This window comes from Nonomuraea composti, from assembly GCF_012034275.1.
In the GTDB taxonomy this organism is placed as follows: domain Bacteria; phylum Actinomycetota; class Actinomycetes; order Streptosporangiales; family Streptosporangiaceae; genus Nonomuraea; species Nonomuraea composti.
The window spans coordinates 1-19,651 of sequence record NZ_JAATEP010000048.1 but is presented as its reverse complement, the minus strand read 5'-3'; the positions used below and the strand labels follow the sequence as shown (position 1 = coordinate 19,651).

The window sequence follows — 19,651 nt, the reverse complement described above, 5'->3', positions numbered from 1 at the left end:
CCTCCCCTTGCCGGGCCCGGAGAAAATGTGTGGTCCGGGCCGCCGGCCGCTTGGTACGGTCCCGGCCATGGTGATCGGGGAGGCTCGGGGACGCACGGCGACCGTCGCGGATGAGCGGGCGCGACCTACCAGGCCCTTCGCGGACGAGCCGGCCGCGGCCGGACGCCGCGACGGGTGAGGAGCCGCGTCCGTGTCCACCGCGTCCGTGTCCACCGGCTCCGCGGCCCGCATGAGCGGGCGTGCCTGGGTCCTGCTGCTCGTCCTGTGCGGCTCGATCTTCCTTGAGGGCGGCGACGTCGCCATGCTCGCCGTCGCCATCCCCACCATCCGCGCCGACCTCGGCCTGACCACCGGCACGGCGGCGTGGGTGATGAGCGGTTACGTGCTCGGCTACGCCGGCTTCACGCTGCTCGGCGGCCGCACCGCCGACCTGCTGGGCCGGCGCCGGACGTTCCTCGTCTCGCTGGGCGTCTTCCTGGTCTTCTCCATGCTGGGCGGCTTCGCGACCGGCGGGTGGATGCTGGTCGTGGCCAGGTTCGTCACCGGCGTGGCGGCGGCCTTCATGACGCCCGCCGCCCTGTCGATCATCACGACCTCCTACCCGGAGGGACCGCAGCGCGACAAGGCGCTGCTGGTCTTCGCCGGCGTCGGCGCCGGCGGCTTCTCGCTGGGCCTCATCATCGGCGGGCTGCTGACGGAGCTCGGCTGGCGCTGGGTGTTCTTCGCCCCCGTCCTGCTGACCTGCGCCCTCCTCCTGGCCGCGATCAGACTGGTGCCGGCGGAGGCCCGCCCCGCTCCTGCCCGGCACGGTTACGACCTGGCGGGCGCGGCGAGCGCCGCCGCCGCGATGCTGCTGCTCGCCTTTGGCATCATCCGCCTCGAACACGGCGGCGACGATCTCGGCCAGACGCTCGGCGCGCTCGCCGCCGGGCTGGTGCTGCTGGGGACGTTCATCGTCATCGAACGGCGCGCCAAGTCACCGCTCGTTCCGTTGCGGATCTTCCGCAAGGCCGCGATGTTACGCGCCGACGTCGCCGCGATGTTGTTCCTGGGCGCGTTCTTCGGCTTCCAGTTCATCGTCACGCTCTACCTCCAGGAGCTGCGCGGCTGGTCCTCGCTGCAGACCGCGATCGCGCTGATCGCCATGGGCTGCGACGCGGTGCTCGCCCCCGTGCTCACTCCCCGACTGGTGCGGCGGTACGGCAACGCCCGGGTCATCTTCGGCGGCTTCCTGCTGGCCGCCGTGGCGTACGGGCTCTTCCTGCCCGTCGGCGCGACCTGGCCATATCTGGCGATGTTCCCCACCCTGATCACCTCGGGCGTCGCCTTCGCCCTCGCCTACGGCCCGCTCACCATCGCGGCGACGGGCAGCGTGCCCGAGGAGGAGCAGGGCCTGGCGAGCGGGCTGCTCTACACCTTCACCCAGTTCGGCGGCGCGGTCGGCATCTCCGCGGCGACCGCGGTGTACGGCCTGGCCGCGGCCGGGGCGGACGGCTCACCGGCCGGGGCGCTGGCCGCGTACCGCACCGCGCTCGTCGTCCCCGTGGTCATGGTCGTCGTGGGAGCCGTGATCTCCGCCTTCGGCCTGCGCACCGCCGCCCCCGCCGGCCGGCGCGAGCGCGCGGAGCCGGCCGCCCGCACCACCGGCTGACCTCCCCGCCGCCTCGGGCAGGCGGGCCGGAGGTATGCCTTGTGGCAGATGTGGCGGGAGGCCGGCGTGCCTAGCGTGTGAGGTCGTCCGTGGCGCTCTTGTTGGAGGATGCGATGACCCGCCCACGATCAGTCCTATTTGCCCTGCCGCTGGTGGTGATGCTGGGAGCGCACGTTCCTGCGGCCTCCGCCGCGGCGCCGTCCCTGACCTGGTCGGCGTGCGGCGAGAAGATTTCGGCCGAGCTGCAGTGCGCGAAGCTGACCGTCCCCGTCGACTGGTCGAAGCCGGATGGGAAGACGATCACCCTCACCGTGGGCCGGGCGCCGGCGACGGGTGCGGCGGCGGGCACGGTGCTGTTCAGCCCGGGAGGCCCCGGTGGCGCCGGGGTGCAGGCGTTGTCGCGGGCGCTGCCGCACTTCGCCGGCCTGCGTACCCGCATGAACGTCGTCACCTGGAACCCGCGCGGCGGGGTGAGCGGCGAGCACCTTCCGCTGGAGAGCTGCGCGGCCGGTCCCGCCTTCGCCACCCCCGACAGCAGGCGCGAGTACGACCAGGTGCTGAAGGCGAACGCCGCCGGCGTCGCTCCCTGCCGGGACGCCGTGCCCGACCTGTTCGCCCACCTGGACTCCGCCTCCCAGGCCCGCGACATGGACGCCGTTCGCGCCGCACTGGGCGAGGACAAGATCTCCTTCCTCGGCAACTCCTACGGCGGGGTGCTCGGGGCCTCCTACGCGCGACTGTTCCCGCAGCGGCTGCGCGCGATGGCGCTGGACAGCGTGCCCGACCACGTGGACCCCTTCGCGAAGTCGGAGCGGCTGCAGTACGAGGGGCTGGAGGCGGGGTTCCGGCGGTTCGTCCGCTGGTGCGCCGGCTCCTCCGATTGCGCGCTGCGCGACGCCGACGTGGAGAAGACCTGGCAGGCCGTCGTGCGGCGGGCCGAGCGCCGCCCCCTGGCCGCCGGCACGCGCCGCTACGACGGGGACGACCTCAAGTCCCTCGCCTACACCATGGTCAGCGACAAGGCGCGCTGGCCCAAGCTGGGGGAGGCCATCGCGAGCGCCGCGAAGGGCGACGCCTCCGGGTTCGACCCGCAGGGCCGCGGCATGCCGCCTCGTGTGACCGCCATGCTCGCGGTGAACTGCGCCGACGGGTTCCGCTACGACGCCTACCGCGCCTACCGCGCGGCGGTGCGGCGATCGGCCGCGATCTCGCCGAACTTCTCCGGCGTACGCGAGAACGCCTGGCTCGCCTGCTCGCCGTGGGCGCCCAAGGCTTCCAACCCGCCGGCGCCGCTGCCGGCCGGCAAGCTGCCGCCGCTGCTCGGCGTCGGCCCGGTCTACGAGTACCCCTCCGTCCGCGCCATCACCGACCAGGTCCCCGGCTCGGCCACGATCAAGTACGACGACGTCGGCCACGGCCGCTACCTCAACGCCGGAGACCCGTGCGTGATCGCCCACGTGGACCGGTACCTGATCGACGGCAGGCTGCCCGCGCCCGGCACCACGTGCCCCTCCTGGCCCGCGTGATACTGGGCACGTGAGACGACCAGCGGCTTTCCTGGCCGACGTCCGGCGACGCGTGCCGCTCATGGGCCGCGACGCCCTGCTCGCCTGCGCCGTGGCGATCATCGCGCTGACCGTCTCGGCGCTGAACGACTGGTGGCGCGGCCAGCCCGTTGAGCTCACGCCGGCATGGGCGGCGCCGATCCTGGCCGCCTGCGCGCCTCTGGTGCTGCGCCGGCGGCTGCCGCTGACGGCGGTGGTCGCGTCCGCGCTGGTGATGCTCGCGCTCGGCCTCGTGCTGGAGCGCGACGCCGGCATCTGGGTGCTGGGCCTGATCGTCGCCTCCGCCGCCTACCACCGCCACCGGCTGCGCTCGCTCCTCCTGGCCGGCTCGGTCGGGTGGGCGGTCGCGGCCGGGCTCGGGGGCCGGCCCGTCCTGGACCTCGCCACCGTCTCCGTCTACGCCGCCGCCGGCGCGGCGCCGGTCACCATCGGCTACGCGCTGCGCCTGCGGGCCGACCGCGCCGTGCAGGCCGCGCGGCTGCGACGGGCCAGGGAGGAGCAGGCCCGCTCGCAGGAGGCCGCCCGGATCGCCCGGGAGGTCCATGACGTCGTCGGGCACCACCTCAGCGCGATCAGACTCCAGGCGGTCGGCGCCCGGCGCGCGCTGGCCGGTCACGGCTGCGAGGCGGATCGCGCGCTGGCCGGGATCGCCGGGCTGTCGGCCGAGGCGCTGGCCGAGATCCGGGCGCTGCTCGCGACCCTCGTGCGATCGGACGGCGCGCCCGGTGAAGGCTTCGCCGACCTGCCCGCCCTGGTGGAGCGCAGCGGCGGCCCGGACCTGGCCGTCACCCTGGAGGCCGACCCCGACCTCGACAGCACCGTCCATCCGGAGACGGCGGCCTGCGCCTACCGCATCGTCCAGGAGGCGCTGACCAACGTGGCCCGGCACTCCACGGCCACCACGGCCTCGGTCACCGTCCGTAGGAGGAGCGGCCAGGTCGTCGTCACCGTCGACGATCCTGGCCCATCCCGCCCGGGGGACGACAACGTCCCGAGCGGTGGACAGGGCGTGACGGGCATGCGCGAGCGGGCGGCGGCACTCGGCGGCGACTGCCACGCCGGCCCGCACGGCAGGAACGGCTGGCGCGTGCGCGCCACCCTGCCCGTACTCCCACCCCAGGCCCCCGCACGTGCAGCCGTCCGGCAGGTGACCCCGTGATCCGGCTGCTCATCGCCGACGACCAGCACCTCGCCCGCGAGGGCCTGCGGCAGCTCCTCAGCCCCGAGCCGGACATCACCTTCCTGGGCGCCGCCCGCGACGGCGCCGAGCTGGTGAGCATGGCGCGCGAGCACCGCCCGGACGTGATCCTCACCGACCTGCGCATGCCGGGCACGGACGGGATCACCGCGATCCGCCGGCTGACGACCCAGGCGCCGGGCACCCCGATCATCGCGCTGACCACGTTCGACACCGACGAATACCTCTTCGGCGCGCTCGAGGCGGGCGCCGTGGGCTTCCTGCTCAAGGACGGGGACCCGGACCTCTACCTGGCGGCGATCCGCGCGGCCCACCGGGGCCAGGGCCTGATCGACCCGCAGGTCACCCGCCGGCTCGTGCGCCGCTTCGCCGCCCCGCCGGTGCGCGAGCCCGGCATGGAGCTGACGGCCCGGGAGACCGAGGTCCTCCGGCTGCTGGCGCTGGGCCGCTCCAACGCCGAGATCGCCGGGGAGCTGCGCATCGCCCCCGGCACGGTCAAGATCCACGTGTCGCGCGTCCTGGCCAAGATCGGCGTACGCACCCGCGTCCAGGCCGCGATCCACGCCTACCGTTCCGGCTTGGTGTCCCCGGACGAGTGACCGCTTGCCTGGATCATGGCGCGCGCGGCCCGGATCAGCGCGGCGTTGCTCGTGGCGGGAGCCCCGTCGGGCAGCCGGAGCACGTCCTCCAGCCCGATCCGGGTGTCCAGCCCGCGAGTGACCGCCGTGCGCAGGACGGCCCAGGCCGCGCCCTCCTCGCCGTGCAGGAGGATCGGCAGGTTCGCGCTGCCGAGCTCGTCCAGCAGCGGGACGGCGACGGCCGGGGCGGTGTGCGGGTCGGTGTCGGTGACCTCCGCGAGGACCCGCAGCACGCGGTCCCGTCGTGGCCAGGCGAGGAAGCGCCGGGCGGCCGGCGTCCCTGAGTAGATGCCGGCTTCGATGCCGATGCCCCGCTCCAGCAGGGCGTCCGCGACGGTCGTGGCGCCGTCCTCGTGCCAGTTCACGGAGGCGTGGTCGGGCAGCACGGTCCAGGAGCGGATGAGCGCGGCCCGCCGCCGGGCGTCCGGCGACGTCCACGCGCCGGTGGTGACCCCGATGGGGATGCCGGGCACGGCCGCCCGCACGGCGGCGACCGCCGCGTCGACCCGCGCGGGGTCGAGGGTGTCGGCGCCGTCGTCGTTCTTGGGGTGAAGGTGGATGTCCTGCGCGCCGGCCTCGACGGCCTCGCGGGCGGCCGCCGCCAGCTCCCGCGGGGTGATGGGGAGGTGGGCCGACTCGGTCCGGGTCCTGGCGCCGTTCAGACAGACCTGCAGCATGTGGGGCATCGTCTCAGACCCGCATCTGAGGGGGCGACGGCCAGGATCGCTTTGACACGTCGCATGGCTAACCGCTATCTATTGGCTAACCGTTAGCTAGGTGCAAGAGGCGAAGGGTGCTCGACGTGTCATCTGACGTAGCCGGAACGGGAGAGCCCCGCACGTGGGTGTCTCCCCGGGCAGACCTGGTGACGGCGCTGCTCGGGGTGTGGTTCGGGGTCGGCCTGATGATCGACGCCTGGGCGCACGCGAACCTGGCCGAGCTGGAGACGTTCTTCACCCCCTGGCACGCGGTGTTCTACTCCGGGTTCGCCGCGGTCTCCGGCTGGATCATCTGGCAGGTGTGGCGCAACGTACGCGCCAGACGGCAGGGCCTCGCGGCCGTCCCCATGGGCTACCTCGCCGGGCTGGTGGCGATTCCGGCGTTCGCCGCATTCGGGCTCGCCGACCTGCTGTGGCACACCGTCCTCGGCATCGAGACCACCCTCGACATCTTCTTCAGCCCGTCGCACCTCGGCCTCATCGTGACGATGACGCTCATCATCACGACCCCGCTGCGCTCGGCGTGGACCGCCCCCGACGTCGGCGCTCGCCCGCGGCTCGGCCGGCTGCTGCCCGCCCTGATCGGGCTCGCGTTCGCCACCGCGCTGGTGTCGCTGTTCCTGTCCTACGGCGACGCCTTGCAGTACCGACCCCAAGGCATCGTCCAGGCGTTGTCCATGGCACAGGACCAGGGCGCAGTGCCGCGCGGCTCCGGCCCCCGGCCCGTCGCGCTCGGCGCCGACCGCGTGGCCGTCGCGATGGTCGTCACCAACGTCGTCGTGCTCAGCCCGGTGCTGTTCCTGCTGCGCCGCTGGCTGCTGCCGCCCGGTTCGGTGACGATCATGTACGCCGTCGTCGCGCTCATGCCGGGCATCCGGACGAACGTCGGGAACCCGCCGATCCTCCTGGCGTTCCTGGCCGCCGGGCTCGTGAGCGACGTGCTGATCCGATGGCTGCGCCCGTCGGCCGGGCGGCGGGCCGCCTACTGGGCCTTCGCGGGGACGTCGGCCTTCGCCACCTGGTCGCTGTACATCGCGGCCGCCTCGGTCGCCGGGGGCGGCCTGCCCGCCGTACCGGAGCTGTGGACCGGTGCGCCGATCGTCGCCGGGCTGATCGGGCTGGCGCTCGGGGCGCTGTTCCTGCCGAACGCGGCCACCGCCGAGCCGGGTTGTGTGCCTGTCAGTGCCCGGCCAGCCAGGTGACGCACCTGCCGATCAGCTCGGGATCCTTGGCGCCGTCGATGTGCCCGCGCCCCGGATGAAGGGTGACCCGCACCCGCTCGCCCGCCTCCGGGCCGGCGTGGCGGAGCGCGTCGCGGAACCGCCCGGCTTGGCGACACCGATGCCGTCACTTTGCGTTATGGTTCATTGCACACAGCAAACACGGCGTGGGGTCGCGCATGAGGTGGAAGCGGTTCTGGTTGATGCTGGCGCCCTCACTTGCCGCACTGGCCGTCCTCGCGGCCGGGATGGCGCAGGGCGCGGTGCCGGCTTCGTTCGCGGTGTCCGGGCGGCAGATCAAGGTGTCGGCCGCCAAGCTGTCGGGGCGGGGCGTCGGGATCGTCCCCGGCGTCGTGCGGTCGATGGACGGGCGCCAGCACGTGGTGCTGCACCTGTCCTTGCGTACGGCGCAGGTGTACGGGCTGTGCCAGTCGGCCGAGGTGGACACTCCGCTGGGGCCGTTCACCGTGCGGCTCGGCACGCGCGATCGCGAGAAGCCGTCGCAGGTCAGCCGGCTGAGCATCTCGGCCACCTCCCTGGGCGCCGACGTGGGCCTCGGCTCGGTCGTCCTCAATCGTGACGCCGGAGTCCTGGGCACCGAGAGCGTGCTGAAAGGCAAGAGGGGCGACTACGGCGTGGGAGTGCTGACGTTCTCGGCGCGCAACGTCACCGCGGACGCCTGGATGGTGATGGGAGGGTCGTTCATGGTGGACGGCCTGAGCGTGGCGATCGGCAGGGACGTCCGGCCGTGCTTCTGAGCGCTCGCGGGGCCTGCGGTGCGGTGGCGGCCTGGATGCGGCGGCGGCCGTTCTGGGCCGGATGCCTGCTGATCGCCTCAGGGGCCGAGATCGCGCTGACGCCGGTGATCGGCACCGGGGTGATCATCCACACCGGTGTGGGCGGTTACGCGGCCTTCCTGCTGGGGTCCTTCCTCGGCGCCATGGGCGCGGGGTTGTGGTTCGTGCCCGAGCAGCGCTTCGTCCTCGCGGTGCTGGCCGTCATGGCGGCGCTGTCGGCGTTCGTGCTGTCGAACCTGGGCGGCTTCCTGCTGGGCTCGCTCCTGGCCATCGGGGGTGCGTCGCTGGGCTTCGCCTGGATGCCACGAGAGCCCCGGCAGGAAGACTGATCGCACCAGGCCGCCTTACCTCCACAGGACGCTTCCTTACCACCCGTGATAGCCCAAAGTAACTTCAGGATCACCGAAAGCCATGATTGCGTGAAGGAAGGAGCGACGGAGAGGGCGACGGCATGCGTGATGGTGAGGCAGAAACGAGTCACCACTGGCCCCGGCAGTCGGTGGCCATCGTGGGTGCGGGCTGCCGGCTCCCCGGCGGCATCACGAGTCTGGAGGCGCTGTGGAGCGCCCTGGTACGCGGTGACGACCTCGTCGGCACGGTGCCGCCGGACCGGTTCGAGGCCGACCGGTACGTCGACGAGAGCATCCCGAGACTGAACCGGAGCTACACCCGCGCGGGCGGCTTCCTCGACGACGTCGCCAGCTTCGACGCCGCCTACTTCGGCATCTCGCCGAAGGAGGCCGTCGCGATGGACCCCCAGCAGCGGCTGGTGCTGGAGATGGCGGCCGAGGCCCTCGACGACGCCGGCATCGACCCGGCCCGCCTGGCCGGCAGCGACACCGGCGTGTTCGTCGGCGTCTCCGACCCCTCCTACGGGGCGTTGCAGGCGATGGAGCCCGGCTCGGTCGGCCCGTACGCGATGTCCGGCTCGACGCTGTCGATCGTGTCCAACCGGCTGTCGCACGTCTTCGACCTGCGCGGGCCGAGCATGTCCATCGACACCGCGTGCTCGTCGGCGCTGCAGGCGGTCGAGCGGGCCTTCCGGGCGCTGGCCGACGGGTCCTGCCGGATGGCGCTGGCCGGTGGGATCAACGTGCTGCTCAGCCCCATGGGGTTCGTCGGGTTCAGCCAGGCGTCGATGTTGTCGCCGACGGGCCGGTGCCGGGCGTTCTCCGCCGACGCCGACGGGTTCGTCCGCGCGGAGGGCGGCGGCGTGGTCGTGCTCAAGCGGCTGGCCGACGCGCTCGCCGACGGCGACCGGGTGCACGGCGTGATCGTGGGTGCCGCCGCCAACAACGACGGTCACACGGTGGGGCTAGCGCTGCCCAACGCCGAGGCGCAGGAGGCGCTGCTGCGGCAGGTGTACGACTCGTGCGGCGTCAGCCCGGACGAGGTGGCGTACGTGGAGGCGCACGGCACCGGCACGCAGGTGGGCGACCCGGCCGAGTGCCGGGCGTTGGGGCGGGCGCTGGGCATGCGCCGGGCCGAGAGGTTGCCGATCGGGTCGGTCAAGACCAACGTCGGCCACCTGGAGCCGGCCTCCGGCATGCCGGGGCTGTTCAAGGCCCTGCTGGTGCTGCGGCACCGGACGATCCCGCCCTCGCTGCACGCCGCGTCGCTCAATCCGGACATCGACTTCGACGGGCTCGGGCTGAGCGTCGCGACCCGGTCCCAGGCGCTGCCCGAGCGAGGCGGGCGGACCGTGGTGGGGGTGAACTCCTTCGGGTTCGGTGGCGCGAACGTCCACGTGGCCCTCGCCGCCGCCCCCGACGACAGCCCCGCCCGGCAGGACGAGCAGGCCGGGTCCGTGCTGCCGTTCGTGGTCTCGGCGCGCGGCCCGGCGGCGCTGGCCGAGGCCGTGACCCGTGCCGCCGAGCACCTGAAGTCGGTGGACGAGCCCGACTTCTACGACGTGGCCTACACCGCCACCCGCAGGCGCGCTCTTCACCCGCACCGCGCCGTGGTGCTGGCCTCGTCCGCGGCCGAGGCCGCCGCCGAGGTGTCGGAGGCGGTGCCCGGGGAGGCGATGGCCCACGGCCGGGTGGCGCTGGTGTTCTGCGGCAACGGCTCGCAGTGGGCGGGGATGGGCGCCGACCTGCTGGCCGACGCCACCTTCCGCGCGGTCGTCGAGGAGCTGGACGCCGAGCTGACGCCCAGGCTGGGCTGGTCGGTGTCGAAGGAGCTGGCCGCGCCGCCGGAGCAGTGGCGGCTGTCGGAGACCGACGTCGCGCAGCCCCTGCTGTTCGCCGTCCAGGCCGGCCTGGTGGAGATGCTCGCCGTGGCGGGCGTGCGGCCGGGCGCGGTGCTGGGCCACAGCGTGGGCGAGGTGGCCGCCGCCTACGCCTGCGGCGCGCTGTCGCTGCGCCAGGCGGCCCAGGTGATCGCCGAACGGGGCCGCGCGCAGGCCGCGACCCGCGGGCGGGGCCGCATGGCCGCGGTCGGGCTGCCGGAGACGGAGGCCAGGCAGGCCCTGGCCGGCCACCCGCTGCTGGAGATCGCGGCGGTGAACTCCGACCGGGACGTCACGGTGAGCGGGCCGGGGGAGTCGCTGCGCCTGCTGGGCGAGAGCCTGGCCGCACGCGAGGTGTTCTTCCGCGAGCTGGACGTCGACTACCCCTTCCACAGCGCCGCCATGGACGATGTGCGCGAGGGGTTGTGCGCGGCGCTGGCGGACCTGCGGCCCTCGCGGGCGCGGATCCCGATGCTGTCCACGGTGACGGGCGACGCCCTGACCGGCGAGGAGCTGGACGCGGACTACTGGTGGCGGAACGTACGCCGCCCGGTGCGGTTCGCGGACGCGGCGCAGCGGGCGCTCGCCGACGGGTTCGACGTGCTGGTGGAGGTCGGCCCCCATCCGGTGCTGCAGTCCTACCTGCGCCGCGCGTCCGGCACGAGCCGCGTGCGCGCGGCCGTCGTCCCCACGCTGCGACGCCCCGAGCAGAGCCCGGCGGCGGGAGAGCAGGCGGTACGGCGCGCGGTCGCCCAGATCATCGCCGCCGGAGCCGACATCGACTGGGATCGCTACTTCCCCCGCCGCGGCCAGGTGCGCACGCTGCCGGCCTACCCGTGGCAGCGGCAGCGGCACTGGATCGGCACCCCGCTCTCCTGGGCGCGCACGATCGGCGATCCGGCGATCCAGCACCCGCTGCTCGGCCAGCGGCTGCCGATGCTCGCCCCCACCTGGTACGGCGAGCTGAACCAGGTGCTGGCACCGTGGGTCACCGAGCACCGCACGGGCGGGGTGGCGGTGATGCCCGCGACCGGCTACGTGGAGATGGCCCTGGCCGCCGGCCGGCTGGCGATCCCGGAGGCCGGCGAGGCGGTCGAGGTCGACCAGATGGCCATCACCCGGGCTCTGGCGGTGCCGGGGCCGAGCGCGGAGCAGATGTGCGTACAGACGTCGCTGTGGCCCGAGACGGGCCTGCTGACGGTGGCGAGCACCACGCTGACCGGGCAGCATCCGCGCGAGCACGCCCGGGCGCGGGTGCGCCCGCTGCTGCGCGCGGCCCCGCCGCCACTGGACGTGGCGGAGCTGCGCTCCCGCATCGCCACGCCTGTCGACGTGGCCGACTACTACGCGCGGGCCGCCGAGGGGCGCATGGCATGGGGGCCGGAGTTCCAGGTCCTGACCGGTTTGTGGACGGCCGAGACCGAGGTCCTGGCCACCTACGCCTGCCCGCAGCAGCGCGACGAGCGCTACGTCGCCCATCCGGTGCTGCTGGACAGCGGGTTGCAGGCAGGGGTGGTGCGGCTGGTGGAGGCGCTGCGGTCGGGCACCGGCTACATGCCGGCGGCGGTCGGCGCGGTCCGGCTGTGGTCCCGGCCGGAGCCGGAGGGCCTGCTGCACGTGCGTGAGACCTCGGGCAGTTTCGAGGAGGTCTGCTGGGACATCACGGTGGCCGACGGCAGCGGCCGGGTGGCGGCCGAGCTGACCGGCGTCAGGCTGCGCCGGATCCCGGGCGTCCATGTCACTCCGGTGAGCCGGTACCACGTCGAGCTGCGGGCGGCGCCCCGGCCCGGCGAGCCGGTGGGAGCATGGCCGGCGCCCGATCCCGAAGAGCTTCTGGCCGGGGCCGCCGAACGGCTCGCCACCCTGCGGGCGGCCTGGCGGGACGTCGATCATGGCGCGTACACGGCACGGCTGGAGGAGGCGTTCGCCCGCGCGCTGACCTCAGCGCTGATCGAGCTGACCTCCGCCGAGCGCGGCGAGGAGGCCGATGCCACGGGACAGGACGCGCGCCTCCTCACGACCGACGACCTGCTCGCCGCCTGTGCGCAACCACACCACCGGCGCATGCTGCGGGCGGCGTTGCCGCTCCTGGAGCGGCACGGCCTGCTCGAACGCCTCGGCGAGCACGAGGTACGGCTCACCCCGCCCGCCGGGGACCCGGCCGAGGCGCTGCGCGACCTCTGCGCGGGCACCCCGTTCACGGCACAGACCGCGCTGGCGGCACGGGCCGCCCTGCACCTGCCCCGGCTGTTGCGCGGCGAGGCGGCCGACGTCCTCACCTCCGGCGGCGCCGCCGAGCTGCTGGACCAGGTGCACGACATCGGGCCGGTCAGCCTGTTCGCCAACCGGACCGCGCGGGCGCTGGTGGCGCAGATCGTCCAGCGCTGGCCCGCCGACCGGCCGCTGCGCGTTCTGGAGGTGGGCGCGGGAACGGGTGGCACCACCGCCTCGCTGCTGCCGATCCTGCCGGCCGGCCGCACCCGCTACACGGTCACCGACGCCGCCGAGCCGGCGCTCGCCCAGCTCCGGCAGCGCTTCTCCGACGTGGACTTCGTCGAATACGGCCTGCTCGACCTGAACGGCGACCTGACCGAGCAGGCCGCGGGCGGCTACGACCTGGTGGTGGCCGCCGGCTGCGTGCACCTGGCCCGGGACGTGACCGCCGCACTGCGCGGGCTGGCCACCCTGCTCGGCCCCGGCGGCAAGCTGCTGATCGCCGAGCCGCACCGGGTGGAGTCCCTGCTGCCCTTCGCCGGCCTGCTGCCGCAGCTCTGGGACTTCGCCGACTCCGACGTCCGGCCGGACTCGCCGCTGCTGTCGAGCCGGCGATGGCCGCAGGTGCTGGCCGCGGCCGGCTACACCGACATCGTGCGGGCGGGCCTGGAGGACGATCCCGACGCCGACGCCTTCTCCGTGCTGCTCGCCACGGCGCCCGGCACCGTCCCGACGAGTCGCGAGCAGGCCGCACCGGCCGCCGAAGGCACCTGGATCATCCTCGCCGAGGATGATCGGGACGCGCTGCCCGCCGCGCTGGCCACGTCCCTGGAAAGCCGGGGTGCGCACGTGAGCGTGTCGCCCTTCAGCGACGAGCCGGCCGACTGGTCCGCGCGGATCCACGCGTCGGCCGGCGGCGTCACGCTCACGGTCGTCCTCGGCGGGGCGGGGGACGAGCCCGCGGCCGAGGCGGTCGTCGAGCAGGTCACCCGGCGGGCCGCCCTGCTGCGCGCGATCTCCCTGGCCTGCGAGGAGCTGCCGCCCGACGCGCGGATCACCTTGTGGCTGGTCAGCCGGCCCAGCGGCGCGCTCCCGGAGCCGGATCTCGCGGGCGACTCCGTCCATTCACAGGACGCGGCCACCTGGGGAACGGCGCGTTCGCTGGCCAACGAGCAGCCCCGGATCGAGCTGCGGCGGCTGTGCCTGCACCGCACCGGCGCGGACGACGCCGACGCGGCGCGGCTGGCGGCCGAGCTGCTGGCCCCCGGCGTGGAGGACGAGATCCTGCTGACCCGGCGGGGCCGGTTCGTCCCGCGCCTGGTGGGGACGCCCACCCCGACCGTCCCGGTGTCGGCGGGCTCCTCGGACGCCTTCCGGCTGGCGGTGTCCGACCCTGGCCTGTCGTACAAGCTGGGCTGGGAACGGACGCAGCCGCCCACGCCGGGCCCTGGACAGGCGCTGGTCGAGGTGCGGGCCATCGGGCTGAACTACCGCGACGTGATGTTCGTGGTGAACCTGCTGCCGGCCGAAGCGGTCGAAGCCGTCTTCGGCGGCCACGAGCTGGGCCTGGAATGCGCCGGCACCGTCGTCGCCGTCGGTCCGGGCGTCACCCGGGTCAGGCCCGGCGACCGGGTGGCGGCGCCGGGGCCGGTCGGGTTCGGCAGCCACGCCCTCGTCGACGCGGCCGTGGCCGGCCACGTGCCGGACGGGATGACGTTCGCCCAGGCCGCCACCCTGCCCATGGCCTGCTCCACCGTCTACCACTCGCTGCACAACTGCGCCCGGCTCAAGCCCGGCGAGACCGTGCTGGTCCACGGCGGTGCGGGCGGTGTCGGGCTGGCCGCGCTGGAGTACGCCCGGCTGATCGGCGCCCAGGTGATCGCCACGGCCGGCACCCCCGCCAAGCGCGACCTGCTGCGCGCGCTCGGCGCCGAGCACGTCCTCGACTCGCGCAGCATGCGCTTCGCCGAGCGGGTCAGGGAGCTGACCGGGGGCCGCGGCGTGGACGTCGTGCTGAACTCGCTGGCCGGCGAGGCCATCAGCCGCGGCCTGGAGTGTCTGGGGCACGGCGGCCGGTTCGTCGAGCTGGGCAAGCGCGACATCTACGAGAGCGGGCACCTGCCGTTGCGGCCCTTCGGCGACAACATCGCGTTCTTCGGCGTGGACGTCGGCACCCTGCTGTGGAAGAACCCGTCCGTGGTCGCCGAAGGCAGGGTGGCGGGCTCCCTCCTCGACCGCCTGCGCCCGCTGCCGCACACGGTGTATCCCGCCGAGCGCGTCGCCGATGCCTTCGCGCTGATGCGGCACTCCCGGCACATCGGGAAAATCGTCGTGTCCCTCGATCCGCGCGACGAGCCGATCATGATGCGCGCGCGGCCGGTCCGGCCGGGCCGCGGGTCCGGCGGCACGTACCTGATCACCGGCGGGCTGACCGGGTTCGGCGCGGCCACCGCCCGCCACCTCGCCCGCTCGGGAGTGCGGCACCTGGCGCTGGTCAGCCGTCGGGGCGCGGACACCCCCGAGGCGCCCGCGCTGCTGGCGGAGCTGGAGGCGCTCGGGACGCGGGCCCGCGCGTACGCCGCGGACGTCACCGACCGCGACGCCATGCGCGAGATCCTGCGCGAGCTGGACGCCGCCGGCCACCCGGTACGCGGGGTCGTGCACGCCGCCATGCACCTCGATGACGCCGCGCTGGCCGACCTGTCCGACGACCGGATCCGGGCCGTGCTGCGCCCCAAGATCGCCGGCGCCCTGGTCCTCGACGAGATCACCGCCGGCCTGCCCCTGGAGGCGTTCGTCCTGTACTCGTCGCTGACCACGATCGGCAACATCGGCCAGGCGCCGTACGTGTCGGCCAACCTGTTCCTGGAGGCGCTGGCCCGCCGGCGCAGAGCGCAGGGCCGGCCGGCGCTGGCGGTCTGCCTGGGCGCGCTGGCCGACACCGGCGTCCTGGCCCACGGCACCCAGGCCGAAGCCCTGGCCAAGCTCGGCATCCACGCCCTGACCACCAGCAAGGCGCTGGCCGCCGTGGACGACATGCTCGCCGAGGACGCCGACGTCGCGGCCGTGGGCCGCTGCGACTGGGCCCGCATGCGGCAGCTGCTGCCCGGGCTGCGCAGGCCGTGGCTGTCGTCGGTGCTGCCGCCCGGCGCCGACCTCGACCTCGACACCGGCGACCTGCTGGCGAGGCTGGCGACGATGAGCGGCGAGGAGATGCACGCCTACGTCGCCGAGCACCTCACCGAGCTGCTGTCCACCGTGCTGCTCACCCCCGCCGCCGACATCGACCCCGACCGGCGGCTGGACGAGTACGGCATGGACTCCCTCATGGCCACCGACCTGCTCGTGTCCATCAGGCACCAGTTCGGCGTGGACATCCCGCCCATGGAGCTGGCCCGCGGCGCCGGGACGATCAACGACATCACCCGCACGGCGCTGCTGCACCTCGGCCTCCAATCCGCCAAGGACCCGCGATGACTCCCGTCCGCTCCCGGCTGGCCGGCGTGGCCGCCCACCTGCCGCAGGCCACCATGAGCACGGCGGAGCTGGAGGACCGGCTCGCCGAGCGCAACCCCGCCCTGGAGCTGCCCCGGGGCGTCATCCACAGCGGCAGCGGGGTGCGGCGCCGGCACATCGCCGCACCGCACGAGAAACCGTCGGACCTGGCCGTCCACGCCGCCCGGCAGCTGCTCGCCGAGCAGGGCCTGCGGGCGGACGACCTCGACCTGCTCCTCTTCGCCAGCGTGACGATGGACCTGATCGAGCCCGCGACCGCGCCCATCGTGGCGGCGAAGCTCGGCGCCGGCTGCCTGGCGTTCGACGTGCGCAACGCCTGCAACAGCGTGCTGAACGCCATCCAGGTCGCCGACGCGCTCATCGCCGCGGGGCGGCACCGGCGCGTCCTGATCTGCTCCGGCGAGATGGCCACCGCGTTCATGCCCTGGACGCTGCGCGACACGAAGGAGTTCTTCACCTTCGCCGCCGCCTACACCGTCGGCGACGCCGGGGCCGCCCTGCTGCTGGAGGCCGCGACGGAGCCGGGCGTGCTCGGCCACCGGTTCACCGCCCACTCGGCCGGCTGGGAAGCGGCCACCGTGCGGGCTCTGAACCTGACCACCGACCCGGCGGCCGACTGGCCGGTCATCGAGCCGCTCACCGTCAACGCCGTCCAGCTCGCCCGCAGCCTCGAACGCACCGACCTCACCGTGCTGCCCAAGGCGATCGCCGAGCTCGGCCTGGCCTGGGACGACTTCGCGGCCGTCTGCGTGCACCAGGCGTCGCTGCCGGCCCTGTGGAAGTTCTGCGAGCACGTGGGAATCCCGCAGGACAAGGTCGTCGTCACCATCGCCCAGCACGGCAACCTCATCGCGGCCACGCTGCCCGTCCAGCTCGTCCAGGCGGTCGCGGCCGGGCGGGTGCGGCGCGGCGACCTGGTCGCCCTGGTCGGGCTGGCCAGCGGGTTCAGCGTCGGGATCGTCGTGGTCAAGTGGTGACGCCGGACATCACCGTGAATGAGCTCCTCGACCGGCACTTCCACGACCGGCCGGGCGCGGTCGCCTGCCACGCCGGCGGCCGGGCCGTCTCCTGCGCGCAGTTGGCGCGGACGGTGGAGGAGACCGCCGCCGCGCTGGCCCTGGCCGGGGTGCGGCACGGCATGCGCACCGCGCTGCTGGTGCACCCCGGCGTGGAGCTCGTGGCGCTGGCTTTGGCGCTGCTCAAGCTGGGCGCCGTGCCGGTGCTGGTCGACCCGGGGATGCCCGTCGCCGCCGTCCGGCGCTGCCTGGAACGGGCCGCCCCCGAGGCGTTCATCGGCGTCCCGCTCGCCCAGGCGGCGCGGCTGGCGCTCGGCTGGGCGCGGCGCAGCAGCCGCGTCATCGTCACGGTGGGGCCGCGCCGGCTCTGGCCGGGGCCCACCCTCGCGAGCCTGCGAGCCGCGGCACGCCGCCGCCCGCCGGGGCATCCGGCAGGACGGCCCGCGACCGGCGACATCGCCCTCACCGCCCGCGCCTCCGAGCCCACCGGCCCGCCGTCGCGCACGCCCGCAACCGACGACCTCGCCCTGAGCAGCTGCGCCTCCGGATCCACCGGGCCGCCGTCAGCCGGCGACCTCACCCTGAGCACGGGCGCCTCCGGATCCACCGGGCCGCCGTCAGCCGGCGACCTCACCCTGAGCACGGGCACCTCCGGATCCACCGGGCCGCCGTCAGCCGGCGACCTCGCTCTGATCGCCTGCACCTCCGGGTCCACGGGCCCGCCCAAGGGGGTGCCGCTGCGGCACCGCCACCTGACCGCGCAGCTGGATCTGCTCGACGGGCTTCGCCTCGTCCGGCCGGGCACGGCCACGCTGTCGACGTTCCTGCCGTTCGCGCTGGCCGCCACGGCCCTGGGAGCGAGCGCCGTGCTCCCCGACGTGGACCCGCGGCGGCCGATCCGCGCCGACTTCGCCGCCCTGGCCGGCGACATCCTGCGCCATCGGGTGGCGACCGTGTTCGCGGCTCCGGCGCTGCTGGACCGGCTGGCCCGGCACTGTGTCGCCGGGGGCGTGGTGCTCGGCCCGGTGGAGACCGTCGTGGTGGCGGGCGCCCCGCTGCCGCTGCCCACCCTGGAGCGGGTGCGCCGCTGCCTGCCCCGGGCGGCCCGGGTGCTGTCGGTCTACGGCGCCACCGAGTGCCTGCCGGTGGCCGCGATCGAGGGCGCAGACCTGCGCGCCGCCGCCGCCGAGCATCCGGGGGCCGGCACGTGCCTGGGCCGTCCGGTGGCGGGCGTGCAGGTGCGCGTCATCGGCGTCACCGACCGCCCGATCAGCCGCTGGAACGACGAACTCCTCGTGCCGACCGGCACCGTGGGCGAGATCGTGGTCACCTCCCCGGCGCTCGGCGACCCCTACCTCGACGATCCCCGCGCCACGTCCCTGGCCAGGATCGCCGACGGGAGCCGGGTCTGGCACCGTATGGGGGATCTGGGCCACCTCGACAGCGACGGCAGGCTGTGGTTCGCCGGCCGCAAGTCCGAGCGTGTCCACACCCTCGGCGGTGACCTGTGCACCGAGCACGTCGAGCCGCTGTTCGCGGCCCTGCCCGGGGTGCGCCGTACCGCCCTGGTCGGCGTGTTCGAGAAGGGCGGCCCGCCCGGCGCGCAACGCCCGGTCCTGGTGGTGGAGCGCGAGCCGGGCGCCCGGCGTTCCGACGTCCGGACCGCCGTCCTCGAACACGCCGCCCGCCATTCCCGCACCTCCGGCATCCGGGAGGTGTTGTTCCATCCGGCCTTCCCCATGGACGCCCGGCACAACAGCAAGATCCGCCGCCACGTCCTCGCCGCCTGGGCCGCGTCCCCGCTGCGGACAGGACGCCGATGAAGGTCCTGGTCACCGGCGCGAGCGGGTTCCTCGGTCGGGCCGTGTGCCGGCGGCTGGCCGCCCGCGGCGACACCGTCCACACCCTGCACCGCCGCCGCCACCCCGAGCTGGACGCGCTCGGCCTCACCCAGCACCTGGCCGACCTGTGCGACCCGGCGGCCGTGCACGCCGCGGTCTCCGCCTGCGAGGCGGTAGTGCACTGCGCCGCCCTGGCCGGCGTGCTCGGCCGCGACCGCGACTACCTCCGGATCAACGTGGACGGCACGCGCAACGTGCTCGACGCCTGCGCCCGCCACGGCGCCCGCCTGATCCACATCTCCTCGCCCAGCGTCGTCCACGACGGACGCGACCTGGAAGGTGTGGACGAGACCATCCCGTACCCGCGCCGTTTCACCGCGCCCTATCCCCGTTCCAAGGCCCTGGCCGAGCAGCTGGTCCTGGCCGCCGCCGACGGCGGCCTGCCGGCGCTCGCGCTGCGCCCGCACCTCATCTGGGGTCCCGGCGACCCGCACTTCCTGCCCCGCCTCGCCGCCGCCCGTCGCCTGCTGTGGCTGCTCGGCCCGGCCGACAAGACCATCGACACCGTCTACGTCGACAACGCGGCCGACGCCTGCCTGCTCGCCCTGGACCGGCTGCGGCCCGGCTCGCCGCTGAGCGGACGCGCCTACTTCATCGCCCAGGACGAGCCCTGCACGTTCGGCACGTGGGTGAACGCGCTGCTGGCCGCCGCCGGGCACCCGCCGGTGCGGCGCCGGCTGCCGCTCGGGCCGGTGAAGGCGGCGGCCACGCTCCTGGAGCACGGACGCACGCTCGCCCGGGCCCTCCACCTGCCGTTCGAGCCGCCGCCGATCCGGTTCCTGGTGGAGCAGGCGTCCACCGCGCACTGGTTCGACCTGTCGGCCGCCCGCCGCGACCTGGGCTACCGGCCGCGGGTGAGCACCACCGAAGGATTGGCCCGCCTGACCACCCACCTCGCGGAGACCAGCCACCTCGGGGAGCAGGGGCACCTCGCGGAGCCTGACCACCTCGCGGAGCCTGACCACCTCGCGGAGCCTGACCACCTC

12 protein-coding genes are annotated in these 19,651 nt (G+C 74.6%); 11 read left to right on the top strand and 1 reads right to left on the bottom strand.

Going from position 1 to position 19,651, the window contains the following annotated elements:
* Positions 1-190 precede the first annotated feature (190 nt).
* The 4 genes from HCN51_RS44075 (at position 191) to HCN51_RS44060 (ending at position 5,013) form a co-directional block, all read left to right on the top strand.
* Positions 191-1,651: an MFS transporter gene (locus tag HCN51_RS44075; RefSeq protein ID WP_346434011.1), complete on the top strand. Its 1,461-nt coding sequence runs from the start codon at positions 191-193 to the stop codon at positions 1,649-1,651.
* Between the two features lie 158 nt (positions 1,652-1,809).
* On the top strand, positions 1,810-3,177 hold the full coding sequence (locus HCN51_RS44070) for an alpha/beta fold hydrolase (RefSeq protein ID WP_240973886.1): 1,368 nt from the start codon (positions 1,810-1,812) through the stop codon (positions 3,175-3,177).
* Positions 3,178-3,187: 10 nt separating this feature from the next.
* A complete protein-coding gene (locus HCN51_RS44065; protein ID WP_168017938.1) occupies positions 3,188-4,375 on the top strand; it encodes a histidine kinase in 1,188 nt (395 codons plus the stop codon).
* Complete coding sequence (locus HCN51_RS44060) at positions 4,372-5,013, top strand: response regulator (protein ID WP_168017937.1); 642 nt, start codon at positions 4,372-4,374, stop codon at positions 5,011-5,013. The genes HCN51_RS44065 and HCN51_RS44060 overlap by 4 nt, the downstream gene beginning before the upstream one ends.
* Here the strand turns inward: HCN51_RS44060 and HCN51_RS44055 are convergent.
* A complete protein-coding gene (locus tag HCN51_RS44055) occupies positions 4,980-5,729 on the bottom strand; it encodes a 3-keto-5-aminohexanoate cleavage protein (protein WP_168017936.1) in 750 nt (249 codons plus the stop codon). The two genes, HCN51_RS44060 and HCN51_RS44055, sit on opposite strands and share 34 nt — an antisense overlap.
* A 125-nt stretch (positions 5,730-5,854) precedes the next feature.
* Between HCN51_RS44055 and HCN51_RS44050 the strand changes: the two genes are divergently transcribed.
* The 7 genes from HCN51_RS44050 to HCN51_RS44020 all read left to right on the top strand — a co-directional run.
* A complete protein-coding gene (locus HCN51_RS44050) occupies positions 5,855-6,973 on the top strand; it encodes a hypothetical protein (protein WP_168017935.1) in 1,119 nt (372 codons plus the stop codon).
* A gap of 197 nt (positions 6,974-7,170) precedes the next feature.
* Positions 7,171-7,749: a DUF6230 family protein gene (locus HCN51_RS44045; protein WP_168017934.1), complete on the top strand. Its 579-nt coding sequence runs from the start codon at positions 7,171-7,173 to the stop codon at positions 7,747-7,749.
* Positions 7,740-8,117, top strand: a complete 378-nt coding sequence (locus HCN51_RS44040) for a DUF6114 domain-containing protein (RefSeq protein WP_168017933.1) — start codon at positions 7,740-7,742, stop codon at positions 8,115-8,117. The genes HCN51_RS44045 and HCN51_RS44040 overlap by 10 nt, the downstream gene beginning before the upstream one ends.
* A 122-nt stretch (positions 8,118-8,239) precedes the next feature.
* A complete protein-coding gene (locus HCN51_RS44035) occupies positions 8,240-15,709 on the top strand; it encodes a type I polyketide synthase (protein ID WP_168017932.1) in 7,470 nt (2,489 codons plus the stop codon).
* The gene (locus tag HCN51_RS44030; protein WP_168017931.1) at positions 15,706-16,725 is read left to right on the top strand and encodes a 3-oxoacyl-ACP synthase III family protein; all 1,020 of its coding nucleotides are present in this window, start codon (positions 15,706-15,708) and stop codon (positions 16,723-16,725) included. Before HCN51_RS44035 ends, HCN51_RS44030 begins: the two co-directional genes overlap by 4 nt.
* Positions 16,726-16,739: 14 nt before the next feature.
* Entirely contained in the window at positions 16,740-18,587 is a 1,848-nt protein-coding gene (locus HCN51_RS44025) for an AMP-binding protein (RefSeq protein WP_168017930.1), read from the top strand.
* Positions 18,584-19,651 (top strand): NAD-dependent epimerase/dehydratase family protein (locus HCN51_RS44020; protein ID WP_168017929.1); only part of this gene is annotated, 1,068 nt, incomplete at its 3' end. The genes HCN51_RS44025 and HCN51_RS44020, both read left to right, overlap by 4 nt.

Excerpts from the sequence above, each read along its gene's own strand:
- HCN51_RS44070 (WP_240973886.1), top strand. The coding sequence starts at position 1,810 with ATGCTGGGAGCGCACGTTCCTGCGGCCTCCGCCGCGGCGCCGTCCCTG.
- HCN51_RS44045 (WP_168017934.1), top strand. The coding sequence starts at position 7,171 with ATGAGGTGGAAGCGGTTCTGGTTGATGCTGGCGCCCTCACTTGCCGCA.
- HCN51_RS44035 (WP_168017932.1), top strand. The coding sequence starts at position 8,240 with ATGCGTGATGGTGAGGCAGAAACGAGTCACCACTGGCCCCGGCAGTCG.
- HCN51_RS44055 (WP_168017936.1), bottom strand. The coding sequence starts at position 5,729 with ATGCTGCAGGTCTGTCTGAACGGCGCCAGGACCCGGACCGAGTCGGCC.
- HCN51_RS44030 (WP_168017931.1), top strand. The coding sequence starts at position 15,706 with ATGACTCCCGTCCGCTCCCGGCTGGCCGGCGTGGCCGCCCACCTGCCG.